The sequence below is a fragment of the Flavobacterium sp. FlaQc-57 genome, assembly GCF_044007395.1.
Taxonomy (GTDB): domain Bacteria; phylum Bacteroidota; class Bacteroidia; order Flavobacteriales; family Flavobacteriaceae; genus Flavobacterium.
On record NZ_JBIPDA010000003.1, the window covers coordinates 209,802 to 222,705 of the forward strand.

Annotated in this window: 10 protein-coding genes; 1 reads left to right on the forward strand and 9 read right to left on the reverse strand. The window is 33.6% G+C overall.

Features of this window, described 5'->3' with window-relative positions:
• Positions 1–53: 53 nt before the first annotated feature.
• From ACHRVZ_RS11885 to ACHRVZ_RS11920, 8 genes are all read right to left on the reverse strand, one after another.
• Positions 54–791 carry a GNAT family N-acetyltransferase gene (locus tag ACHRVZ_RS11885; protein ID WP_395422671.1) on the reverse strand — a complete coding sequence of 246 codons (738 nt, stop codon included), beginning with the start codon at positions 789–791 and terminating at the stop codon, positions 54–56.
• A gap of 73 nt (positions 792–864) precedes the next feature.
• Complete coding sequence (locus tag ACHRVZ_RS11890) at positions 865–1,470, reverse strand: Crp/Fnr family transcriptional regulator (protein ID WP_395422672.1); 606 nt, start codon at positions 1,468–1,470, stop codon at positions 865–867.
• Between the two features lie 144 nt (positions 1,471–1,614).
• Positions 1,615–2,064 carry a hypothetical protein gene (locus tag ACHRVZ_RS11895; RefSeq protein ID WP_395422673.1) on the reverse strand — a complete coding sequence of 150 codons (450 nt, stop codon included), beginning with the start codon at positions 2,062–2,064 and terminating at the stop codon, positions 1,615–1,617.
• 299 nt (positions 2,065–2,363) lie between these two features.
• Entirely contained in the window at positions 2,364–3,782 is a 1,419-nt protein-coding gene (locus ACHRVZ_RS11900) for a TolC family protein (protein ID WP_395422674.1), read from the reverse strand.
• A gap of 328 nt (positions 3,783–4,110) precedes the next feature.
• Positions 4,111–7,275, reverse strand: a complete 3,165-nt coding sequence (locus ACHRVZ_RS11905; RefSeq protein WP_395422675.1) for an efflux RND transporter permease subunit — start codon at positions 7,273–7,275, stop codon at positions 4,111–4,113.
• Between the two features lie 11 nt (positions 7,276–7,286).
• Positions 7,287–8,507, reverse strand: a complete 1,221-nt coding sequence (locus ACHRVZ_RS11910) for an efflux RND transporter periplasmic adaptor subunit (protein ID WP_395422676.1) — start codon at positions 8,505–8,507, stop codon at positions 7,287–7,289.
• Positions 8,508–8,747: 240 nt separating this feature from the next.
• Entirely contained in the window at positions 8,748–9,341 is a 594-nt protein-coding gene (locus tag ACHRVZ_RS11915) for a TetR/AcrR family transcriptional regulator (protein WP_395422677.1), read from the reverse strand.
• Positions 9,342–9,859: 518 nt separating this feature from the next.
• Entirely contained in the window at positions 9,860–10,789 is a 930-nt protein-coding gene (locus ACHRVZ_RS11920) for a ketopantoate reductase family protein (RefSeq protein WP_395422679.1), read from the reverse strand.
• A gap of 100 nt (positions 10,790–10,889) precedes the next feature.
• Between ACHRVZ_RS11920 and ACHRVZ_RS11925 the strand changes: the two genes are divergently transcribed.
• A complete protein-coding gene (locus ACHRVZ_RS11925) occupies positions 10,890–11,726 on the forward strand; it encodes a helix-turn-helix domain-containing protein (RefSeq protein ID WP_395422681.1) in 837 nt (278 codons plus the stop codon).
• A 205-nt stretch (positions 11,727–11,931) separates the two neighbouring features.
• On the opposite strand, the gene ACHRVZ_RS11930 is transcribed toward ACHRVZ_RS11925, so the two are convergent.
• Complete coding sequence (locus ACHRVZ_RS11930) at positions 11,932–12,852, reverse strand: GNAT family N-acetyltransferase (RefSeq protein ID WP_395422682.1); 921 nt, start codon at positions 12,850–12,852, stop codon at positions 11,932–11,934.
• Between the last annotated feature and the right edge of the window lie 52 nt (positions 12,853–12,904).

A 12,904-nucleotide genomic window follows, 5' to 3' on the forward strand; every position in this document is an offset into this window, starting at 1 on the left:
ACATAAAAAGAGTGTAAAGAAAAATGATAATAAAAGCGTTATCCATGTACTATTTACTCCGCTTTCAAAATATAATTTTTAATCACAAACAAATCTTCAAATCCTAATCTGGTATAAATGTCTTTTCCCATTGCGGATGCTTGCAATAAAGCATAATCGGCTTTTAAATCAATAGCAAGATTAAGTGCAAATTTCATGATTTCTTCGGCAAAACCTTTTCGTCGCATTTCAGGAATAACGCCAACACCGTGAATTCCGATATTTTTTTGAGTTTGAAAAAGCATAAAAGTTCCAATTGGTTTTTCTTCTAAGGAAACCAAATAAAATTGCACATTATTGTGGTTGTGAATCAGGATTTCTTTGCTAATAACATAACCAAAAGCATTTGGATATAAGTCCGACCAAATTTTAGCATCTTGCTCATTAGAAACTCTTTTAAAACTAAGACTATTTTGAACTACAAATTTGTGATTTAGTTTCAATGCCATTGCAACTTGTTCGGTTTTTATATTAAAACCATAAGCATCAAGTATTTCATAAGATTTTGTTTTAAAAATATCCCAATAAGGTAAAACCAAGCCTGAATTATCTTGCATCGTTTTTTTTATATCTGGAAGATCATTTTTGGTAATATCATTACGGAACCATAATTTATTGGGCCAGTCTGAATTTTCGATTTTACAATATTCGAAAGTTTCGTTTTTGTGATAAGATAGGAAAGGAGTTCCAACAGTTTTCCATAAACCGGTTAGGTTATTTATATTGTCTTCGATGAGAATTGTATTTTTCATTTTGATAATAATTATGCAGAATATGGAACAAAGATAATTACAGCTTTTATGAGAAACCTTTACATATGTTGAGTTACAAATCTTTTTCGAGATTTTTTCTAATGCGGCTTAATTGTGTTGGTGTAATTCCTAAATGCGATGCAATGTGCAGTAACGGAATTCGCTCTGAAATATCAGGATGTTTCGATAAAAGATCCAGATATCTTTCGGTAGCATTTTCCATGACAATTGAGATTTCTCTTTGCTCTTTTTCAATTACCCAATTTTTTTCTAAATAAGCAATATAAAAGCTTTTTAAATCATCGTTTTGAAAGATCAGTTCTCGGTATTTTTTGTAGTTGATGTTGATCAAAATTGAATCCTCCAGAGCTTCAATGGCAAAATCAGAAGGAGTTTGCTGTATTAAAGAAACTGTAGAACCTGCAAAATCTCCTTCGAGAAAAATGTTTTTATTGTAAAGATTCCCTGCCGAATCAGTTATAAAAGCTCTTAAAGCGCCTTTAACGATAAAGTGAATTTCTTTTGCTACATGCCCGTTTTGCAAAAGTAGTTCTCCTTTTTTGATCGATTTTATTGCAATAATGTTCTCAATTAATTGCCAGGATTGCACAGAAACAGGAGCGTAGCTTTCGAACTTTGATTGTAAAGCATTAAGGTATTTATTTTGATCGATTGCCATTTTAGAATAATTAGTTACTATCAAAAGTATTTAATTATGATGGAATTCTCATAAAAAAAACCGCCAAAAACTCAAAAGCTTTATAGCGGTTTAATGGAAAAGTTGATATACGTTTTTCGTATATTTTTTATTTCATTTTAGGGATTAATCTGCATAATGATAAATACTTCTTTTTACTGTATTTTTTATTTTTTCCAGCGTTATTTCGGTCACACCGCCTTCGTAATTCATATCAATAGCCACTTTATCTTTTGTGATTTCATAATCAATTGAGATTAATCCGTTTTTATTAATCTCAACAGATTTTTTCTCGTTTGGAATTGTCTTTAAAAAATATTCTGATTCATCTACTTCTTTATTTTTTATAATATTTTGATAGACCTTATCAAGATCTGTATTTTTTAAGATACATTCTCTTCCGGATCCCATTTCTACTTCGATATCCTTACAATCTTCCTCTTCTACTTTTTCTTTTTTTACTACAGCATTTGTAGTTGCTGTTTTTTGTACTGGTTTTAATTCTTCATCCGAATTATTTTTTTTGCAATTTGTAAATAGTAAAGCTAAAAGTGCGATGCAAGTTATTTTCTTCATGGGTTCAATTTTAATTATGGAAATGGTATTTTTCTTCGTAAAAGTAATTTGATCAAAAATAAAAAAATAAACTGAAAAATAAAGGTTGGGATGGAAATGGTACGAGAATCTGCGTCATCCGTGTGTAAAACTTCTTATGAAACCGAATGTCCCAGCCCTGATAGTAGCGGCATCCTTTTATGGTGGGGTTCACCATAAAAGATACAGCGGATAGCGGGAAATAGCTCCCAATAAAAAAACGCCATGAAACTAAAAGTCTCACAGCGTTTTCATCTCAAAAAATAAATAATTAACGGGTATTATTTCCAACCACCGCCCAATGCACGATACAATTCGGTATTGGCAGAAAGTTGCTCTCTTTTTATGTTTGCCAGTTCTAGCTCGCTTTGCAATAGATTTGCTTGCGCAGAAAGAACTTCTAGATATTCAGCCATACCATTTTTGAATAACAAATTGGCATTTTTGATGGCTTGTTGCAGGGTTTTTACTCTTTCTTTTAGGAAAGATTCTTGCTGTTGCAATTTTTCGACTTTTACCAAAGCATCAGATACTTCGCTAACGGCTACAAGAACCGATTGTCTGAAGCTTAAAACTGCTTTTTCTCTTTCGGCAACGGCAATATTGTATTGTGTTCTTACCTTTTTGTTGTTTAGTAAAGGTTGTGTTAAACCTCCTGCAACAGTTCCGAACAATGAAGCCGGAATGTTGAACCAATTACTGGTTTCGAACGAATTTACGCCGCCTTGAGCCGTAATTTTAAGTGACGGATACAAATCGGCTTTTGTGATTCCAACATTTGCGTTGGCTACTTTAAGCGCTAATTCGGCACTTTTTACATCCGGTCTGCGGCTTACTAATGAAGACGGGATTCCGATTGCATTATTGTTTTTAACTTCAAGAGCACTTAAACGAGTTGTTCTTGTTTTAGAGTTCGGGAATGATCCTGTTAGAACACTCAAAGCATTTTCCTGAATGGCAATATTTTGCTCTAATTGAGGAATCAATTGTGCTGAAACTAATTTCTGTGCTTCAGATTGTTGAATCGCTAAAGTAGTAACCTGACCAGCATCGTATTTTAATTTAATGATATTGGTTGTACTATCATTTAATTTAAAGTTTTGTTTGGCGATTTCTAATTGTGCATCTAGCATTAAAAGATTGTAATATCCTTTAGAAACATTGGCTACGATAGTAGTCTGCAGTGCTTTTTTTACTTCTTCTGATTGAAGGTAACCTGCAAAAGCTCCTTTTTTCTGATTTTTGATTTTACCCCAAATATCAGCTTCCCACGAAAGTGTTGCTCCGGCAGAATAATCATCAATATGGTTTTGACCTAAAGCCTGACCCAAATTTTTTCCTGTAAAACTATTGTCAGAAGGATTGCTTGTGCTTGCACTTACATTTAAGTTAATCTGAGGAACATTTCCCCATTTTGATTGTGTGAATCTGTATTGTGCAATTTCAATATTTTTAGTAGCAATCTGTAGGTCATTGTTTCTGGCTACAGCGCTATCGATAAGCTGAATAATATCTTTTTCTGTAAAGAAATTTTTCCACTCCAGATCAGCAATACTCGTTGTATCTTTTGAAACCGATGCATTCCTGAAATTTTCAGGAAATGCATCTTTTGGAGTTTCAATATCCTTCGAAACTTTACAGGATATTATTGTCGTGATCAAAATGGCGATCATCACGATTTTGGTTATATAATTTTTCATTCGTTCTTTTATTAAATTTCTGTACCCGTTGGATGCAATTATTTTCAACACATAGGAACATAGTTTTTTGAATATTTTAAAAAAGTCGTTTCACTAATTTAAATACACATAGTTTAGCTATGTGTGGAAACTTGTTTCTTTTGATCTCTTTTCTAGACACAAAAGGCTATGTTTCTATGTGTTAAAGTTTCTTTTAAATTTCCCCCAAAGGGTTAGATTTCTGTACAAGTATCTTTTCTGTTATCAAGATCTCTTGAGATTTTATAAGATATATATCCGATGCCAATGATAATGGCCACCAGGATTGTCGTTATATAGTTTTCCATTTTTATTTTTCTTCGTTATGAATTGCGGCTACTGGTTTTCCAGAAACCTTTTCTTGTAAATGTTGGAAGATGATAAATAGAACCGGGATAATAAATAACCCAAGAACTACTCCTGATATCATACCTCCGGCGGCACCAATACTAATAGAGTGGTTACCTTGTGCTGATGGACCTTTTGCGCTCATCATTGGAATTAATCCCACAACAAATGCTAATGATGTCATGATAATTGGTCGTAAACGTAGTTTTGCTGCATCTATTGATGCTCTTACTAATGCCTGCCCTGATTTTCGTTTCTGGACGGCAAACTCTACAATCAAGATGGCATTTTTGGCGAGCAGTCCAATAAGCATTACCAATGCAACTTGTACATAAATATTGTTTTCGATTCCAGTTAATCCAATGGCAACAAATACTCCAAATATACCTGCAGGGATTGATAAGATTACGGCCAATGGCAATATGTAACTTTCATACTGTGCAGCAAGTAAGAAATAGATGAATATCAAACACAGTAAGAAAATCGTTGCTGACTGACCTCCAGAAGAAATCTCTTCACGAGTTTGTCCTGAAAATTCAAAACCATAACCCGCAGGTAATTGTTGTGCTGCAACTTCCTGAATTGCCTTAATGGCATCTCCGGAACTGAATCCTGGTTTCGGAATCGCATTGATCGAAATCGAATTAAACAAGTTGTATCTTGAAGCGGTTTCTGAACCATAAATACGAGTTAGTTTTACTAAAGTATTTATTGGCACCATTTCGCCAGTTTTGTTTTTAACGAAAACTCTGTCAATTGATGACGGATCAGCTCTGTCAGCAATATCGGCCTGAACAACAACTCGGTAATATTTACCAAATCTATTAAAGTCAGAAGCTTGTGCGCTACCAAAATACGTTTGCATGGTTTGTAAAATGTCTTTTACATTCACACCCAATTGGTTCGCTTTTTCATCGTTAATATCCAATTGTAATTGAGGATAATCGGCTTTGAAAGAAGTAAATGCTACTGCAATTTCAGGACGTTTCATTAATTCACCAATGAAGTTTTGAGAAATTCCACTAAACTTATCCAGTTTTCCTCCGGTTTTATCCTGAAGTACCAAATCTAGAGCTTCGACGTTACTAAATCCGGGAACGGTTGGGAAACTAAATACGAAGAAACTTCCTCCGGAAATACTTCCAAGTTTACCACGAACCTGATTCATGATTTCGTCAATATTCTTAATATCTCCACGATCTTCATTTGGTTTAAGCAATACGAAAACAACTGCTGAAGATGGACTCGTAGAGTTCGTCAATAAATTGAATCCTGAAATCGCTGTTACAAATCGAGATGCATCTAAACCTCTTAAAGTATTTTCAGCTTCAGTCATTACTTTTTGAGTTCCGTCTAAAGATGTTCCAGAAGGTGTGTTTACAGCAATTGCAATAAATCCCTGATCTTCTGTAGGGATAAATCCAGCCGGAGTTGTTTTAACCATAATAACTGTTGCTACAGTAATTAATGCCAAACCTCCTAAACTTAACCATTTTCTGCGGATTAAAAATTTCAAACCTCCAACATAACGGTTGGTTAAGGAATCAAAACTGTTATTGAATCCGGCAAAGAATTTTTCTTTAAATCCTTTTTTCACGTACGGAGCATCACCTTCATGTGCTGCATGATTGTCTTTTAAGAATAATGCAGCAAGTGCAGGACTTAAAGTCAAAGCGTTAACTGCTGAAATTACAATTGCAATTGCCATCGTAAAAGCAAATTGACGATAGAAAACTCCTGTTGAGCCTTCCATAAAACCAACCGGCAGGAATACAGCAGCCATTACCAACGTAATCGAGATAATAGCACCCGTTATTTCGTGCATTGCTTCATGAGTTGCTACTTTTGGAGACAGATGTTTGTGCTCCATTTTAGCATGCACGGCTTCGACGACCACAATCGCATCATCTACCACAATACCAATCGCCAGAATTAAAGCGAAAAGCGTTAAAAGGTTGATCGAAAATCCGAATAACTGCATGAAGAAGAACGTTCCTAAAATTGCTACAGGTACAGCAATAGCCGGGATTAATGTTGATCTAAAATCCTGAAGGAATATAAATACTACGATAAATACTAATATAAACGCTTCAAGTAAAGTATGCTGAACTTGCTCTATAGATTGATCTAAGGCAACTTTTGTACTATAAAAAATGTTGTGTTTTATTCCTTTAGGGAAATCTTTTGAGGCTTTCTCCATCAATTTATTAATGGCAACCTGAATATCATTTGAATTAGAACCTGCTAACTGAATTATACCAATTACAACTCCTTTTTTACCATTTAAACGGGTTAAACTGTTATAAGAATAGGCACCAAGTTCAACTCTTGCAACATCTTTTAAACGAAGAACAGAACCATCTGCATTAGAGCGAATCGCAATATTTTCATATTCCTCCGGTTTGGTAAGTTTTCCTTTGTATTTAATAACATACTCGAAAACTTCTTTACTTCTTTCTCCAAATTTACCCGGAGCAGCTTCCAAACTTTTATCCTGAATTGCACTCATGATTTCGTTTGGTGTAACTTTGTAAGTCGACATTTGTGTTGGATTCAACCAAACACGCATCGAGTAATCTTTTACACCTCCAAAAATACTTGCTGAACCAACTCCGGGAATACGTTTGATCTCCGGAATAATATTGATTTGTGCATAATTGGCAACAAAAGTCTGATCGTATTTTGACTCATCATCAGTATACATACCAATCGCCATGATGAAACTGTTTTGTTGTTTCGCAGTTGTTACACCTTGTTGAACAACTTCGGCAGGTAATTGGCTAGTTGCCTGAGCAACTCTGTTTTGCACGTTAACCGCTGCCTGATCTGCATTTGTTCCTAATTTAAAGAAAACTGTAATAGCAAGAGATCCGTCATTACTGGCTGTAGAACTCATGTAAGTCATGTTTTCTACACCATTTATAGATTCTTCCAGAGATGGTGCCACAGAACGTAAAACCGTTTCTGCGTTCGCTCCCGGATAAACAGCCGTCACCAAAACCGATGGCGGTGCAATATCAGGAAACTGTTGTAAGGGTAATTTCGTAAGTCCAAGTATACCCAGGATCACCAATAAAATGGAGATAACGGTAGCTAGTACTGGTCTTTGTATAAATATTTTGAACATTTTCGTAAAAATTATTTTTGATTAATTACTTGGGCAACTTTTGTAGTTGTTTTTTCAGGCTGAATTACTTGTCCTTCCTGAAGTTTGTCGATACCGCTTAATACAATTTGGTCACCAGATTTTACACCGTCTTTAATAAGGTAGTTGGTACCGCTTTTTCCGATAACTGTAATTGGCATTTTGGCAACTTTATTTTCTTTATTCACTGTGAAAACAAAAACTTTATCCTGCATTTCTACAGTAGCGGATTGTGGTACTAAAAGAGCATCATCATGTTGAAGACCTAAACGAATTTTTCCTGTATTTCCTGAACGTAAAGTTCCGCCAGTATTAGGAAAAGTTGCTCTTAAAGTAATAGCACCAGTCGTTTTGTCAAATTGGCCGTCTACCATATCGATTTTTCCGGTTTGAGGATAAGCGTTGTTATCAGCTAAAATCAAAGTTACCGGAGGCAATTTTTTTAGTTTGTCTCCTAAACTGTTACCTGCATATTGCGCTTTAAAGTTGATGAAATCAGTTTCACCTAAAGAGAAGTAAGCATAAACTTCATGAACGTCTGATAAATTAGTTAAAGGCTCAACATCAGTTGCTGAAACTAAACTTCCTTGTTTTTTAGGTAATCTGCCAATGTAACCGCTAACTGGAGCTGTAACCGTAGTATATCCTAGATTAATTTTAGCAGATCCTACCATCGCTTTTGCTTGTTCAATATTTGCAGCAGCAATTTTTTGAGAAGCTTTAGCTGTTTTTAATTGATAATCAGAAACTACTTTGTTTTGTACTAAAGGAGTTAATTTATCTACTTCTAAGTTTGCGTTAATCAATGCAGCTTCGGCAGCATGAAGATTTGCTAAAGCATTGTTTAATTGTTCACGAAACGGACGTTCGTTTATTTTAAATAAAGTTTGACCTTTACTTACATAAGCACCTTCGTCTACGTAAACTCTTTCAAGATTTCCACTTACTTGTGGGCGAATCTCAACATCAACGGTTCCTTGTATTGAAGCTGGATATTCAGCGTCTGTAGTTGTGTTTTCGCTTTTTATCGCTAAAACAGGTAATAATGGAGCCGCCGGAGCTGCAGGAGCTTGCGACTTATCTGCACAGCTACTTAGCACTAATGCCAGAATAAAACTGGTTATAATTACATTTTTCATTTTAGTATTGGTTTTAAATTGTTGGACATTCTTTTGGATTAAATTCTTTGGTATTCTGGCATTCTCGATATTCATCTTAATTATATTAAATTATCTAACGTTGTTAAGTGGTAAAGCGCAAAATTTTATATAAAGAGCCTACCCAATTCTATTTAAAAATTGGTATTAAATTATTTATCACTGTTAAGTAAAACAAGAAAAAAAGGTTCTATATTACTCTATTAAATTATTTATCGCTGTTAAGTAATAATTGCAAAAGTACTTTTTATTACCTAATTAAATCATTTATCACTGTTAAGTAAAAATGAAATTTTTTTATTGTATTGATTTGATGATACCACCAATGGCATCTTTCAGGATTTGGGCATTTATAGTTTCCAAAATATCACTTTTATTAATGATATTAATCGCAATTAAGCCATGAATAACAGAAAAGAAAGTAAAATATTTTTGTTTAATAACTTCCTCAGTTGGATTACTGTTTTTCATTATTTCAGCAATTACAGAAGTAAACAACTTGTAAGGCGCTTCGGCAGCAGAACATCGTTCAGAACAACACGTCATTTGTACACCAAACATTACCTGATACATTTCGGTATCTGTGAAGGCAAAATCCCAATACGCCATCCACATGGCTTCTAATTGATCTTCAGGTTTTTCAAATTTTGCTCTTGCTTTTTCAAGCTCTTTGCTTAACTTAATAAAACCTTTACCAGTTAATTCATTTAAAATAGCTTCTTTATTAGAGAAATACTCATAAATAATAGGAGCAGTATATTCAATTCTATCAGCAATCTTACGCATACTCAAACCATTCCAGCCGTCTTCTTTTACGATATCATAAGCAGCGCCAAGAATATTATTTCTTGTCTCTTCTTTTTGTCTTAAAATTCGATCTTTACTTGCCATTTTGATTGAGTATTAAATAATCTAACACTGTTAGGCAAATGTATGACGGTTTTTCTGATTATGAAATAATTTTGTCATAATATTTTCTTATTGTTGTATAGACAAGTATTAAAAACTGCCAAAGTCCCTTTATTATAAGGACTTTTTTAAGTTTACTTTTTTTAAGGAGCAGATCATTTATCGTTTTGTAAGACCATTTTTCCCGCTCTACACTGTATCTTTTATGGTGTCCCGATCCCGAAACTTCGGGAGGGACCACATAAAAGGATGCCGTTTCGATCGGGGCTAGGCGAGAAAACATATTTTTTATGAGATTATGATTTTGAAAAAGCGCTAAAATTGGAGAGAGATGATAAATATTTAAAATTAGACTGGACTAAAGTCCAGCCCTACAATAGTGATCATTCCTGCGGAATTTTAAAATTGGAATGCTTTCGCATTTAAAGATAAAAAAGAGCCAACGGCTCGGCCTATATTTTAGAGCTGGACTTTAGTCCAGCAAAATGAATTATGTTTCATTAAGAAACCTCATAAAGAGTATTAATTTTCTCATTTACGCCATTATAATATGGAGTTTCAATTTCATATTTACCAGCGTTTTCAATCACATAATCTACTAAAAATTGTTTCTCGGTTTGATTATGGTTTTCAAAATCCAATTGCAAAGATGATTTAGATTCAAACGGAAATTTAGTCAATAATTCTTTAGATGTTTCAATATCTTCTTTTGTCAAATTGATGTTGTTTTTACTTGCCAGCGACTGAATCTCGATCATCATATTTTCAAGAATATGCATTAGATTCTGATCTGCTAAAAGTTGTCCAAAAGTAACTTTATAAGCAGAAGTTATTGCCGCAACGGGTGCAACGAATAAATATTTCTTCCATAAAATTTGGTTGATATTTGCAACATAAGTTATGTCTAAACCACCGCTAACTAATAAATCAATTAATGGATTATTTTCTTTACCGCCTACGAAAATTTTTCCTGGTCCGCCAACATGTTGTACATATCCGGGTTTCTTAACGTTCGAAGCCACATAAATACAACCTTCCATAATTTGGCTAACTTCAGGTAAAGTCTCACGAATTATTTCTTTTGCATTTACCACGTTTTGCAAAGTGATTATTATAGTTTCAGCATTTATGCAATCTTTATAAGTAGACAATATATTGCTTATAGAATAAGATTTACAAGTAAGAATTAATACATCCAGAATCCCAATTTCACTTGGATTATCTGATGCTAAATCCGGAAATATAGTTTCTTTTACACCTTTAGATTCAAATAATAAACCTTCGTTTTGGATTGCATTTTTGGTTTCGCCTCGGCAAATGAATATAATTTTGGTGGTGCTGTCTTTGTACTTTTTTGCTAAAGGAGCTCCAACAAATCCGCCGATTCCTCCAATTCCAAGAATTCCTATTTTTATTGTATCTGAGATCATAATGTAGTCTTTTGGGTTTTAAATCTTAATGCAAAGTAAATAGGTTCATAATTATAAACCGATGTAAAAATATCGGTTATATTTGTACAAATTAAGGATTATGAAGAACACCTTTTTTATATACAAAGATTTCGAAATTTATTCTGTCGAAGAACTAACCTGGAAGAAGGAGGTTCATCGTCATAACTTTTTTGAATTACTGTATATTGAATACGGAAGTGGTAATCATACCTTAAATTCGATTCCTCATCATTATAAAGAGCACGATATTTATTTGCTTACGCCAAAGGATTATCATTCATTTAAAACGCTTGAACCTACAAAATTTCATTGTTTACGTTTTCTGCCCAATTTTTTTTCGAATAAAAAAGAAATAGAAGAGATCGAAAAGTTGTTTTATTATCACAATCAAACCAATTTAAATTTAATTTTCCTTGAAGATGAGAAAGCTTTTTGCGAAGTACTTATTTTGAAAATATTAGATGAAGTTGCTAAAACAAAAGATCAAAGCGAAATTATAATCAAAAGTTTGATGATGTCGCTGATTCAGATAATTAGAAGAAATGCCAGTCTAAACGATAGCGATTTTATTCTCCAAAATACAGAGGTTTTAAAAATTGATACAATATTAAGTTACATTAGGTCAAATATTGCTAACCCGCATTTGTTGAAGAAAAAAGAAATGGCCAGTCATTTTAATGTTTCTATAAATTATATTGGAGAGTATTTTAAAACCCATTTAAATATAACTTTAAGAGATTATATCGAGCAGACAAAACTTAAAGTTGTAACAGAAAAATTAAGTAAAAGCAATTTGACTTTTTCTGAAATTAGTAATGATTTAGGCTTTATAGATAGCAGCCATTTTAATAAATTCATCATGCGAAGCACTGGAATATCGCCATCAGAATTTAAAAAAGCATTAAGTATTTCTTAATAATCGGAGTTCGATTATGGTTATTATCAAAGTCCCAGAGGAGCGTTATATTTATAGAAATGTATGTATTGTTTTGTAGAACACCATCGGGGTGAAATATTGTTTTACGTTTAAAAACCGATATCGCTCCGCTGGAGCTTTGTTTCGAATTAGAACATTTTACATTGCTATAAATATAACGCTCCTCCGGAGCTTTTAATAAAAACTATTTTATAAAATTCATTTCGACATGCTCAATTCCTGCATCAAGGAAAAAATTATCAGTTTGCTTGAATCCGTTTTTGATGTAAAAACTGCTTGCGTTTACCTGAGCGTACAAATAAATCTTTTTTTCATCTTTTAAATCTTCTAGTATTTTGAGCAAAATTGCTTCGCCAATTCGTTTTCCTCTATAAGTATTCAAAACTGCGATTCTCTCGATTTTTGCGCCATTTTCCATCTTTCTGTATCTGGCGGCTCCGGCGGGCAAGCCATTTACAGTTGCCAAATAATGAACGGCTTCGGTATCGTCCATAGATTCACGTTCTTGCGATACATTTTGTTCTACTACAAAAACTTGTCTTCTTATGGCAAATGCTATTTCAATGAGTCTTTCCTCAGTTATTTGGTCAACTTTAATTATGTTTTCTGTTGTTGTTTGTGTAAAATTTTCTTTCGTTTCTTTAATTGCTGTCATTCGGTCAAAAAGATTTTTTGATTTTAAATTTTGATTTACTTCGTTTATGGCTTTGTACAAATCATTTTCGGTATTTGTTAGTTCAACTAAAGCTTCGGTCATGATCAACCACAGAGGCTGCAATTGTGTTATCATTTCGTTAGCCTTGTCAGTCAGAGTGATTAAACGTTTTCTTTCGTCTTTAGCATCTTTGGCAGATCCAATTAATTCCTTTTTCTCCAATTCTTTCAATAACGAGATTGTAGTAGGATGCGAGTAGCCGATTTCCTGTGATAGTTCGACAACACTTATGGCATGTTTTTGCGAAAGCACATAAATAACCGGAAACCACTTAGGTTCAAAATCTATGTTTTGACTCTTATAGAATAGCTGCGCTTCTTTTCTGAGGTTTTCATTCAAACGCTGCAAAAGATTGCCTAATACCAATGATTTTGATTTTTCTAATACCATAAAAATAATTTGTATTCAAATTTACGTAGTTAGCTACATATATTCAAAATGA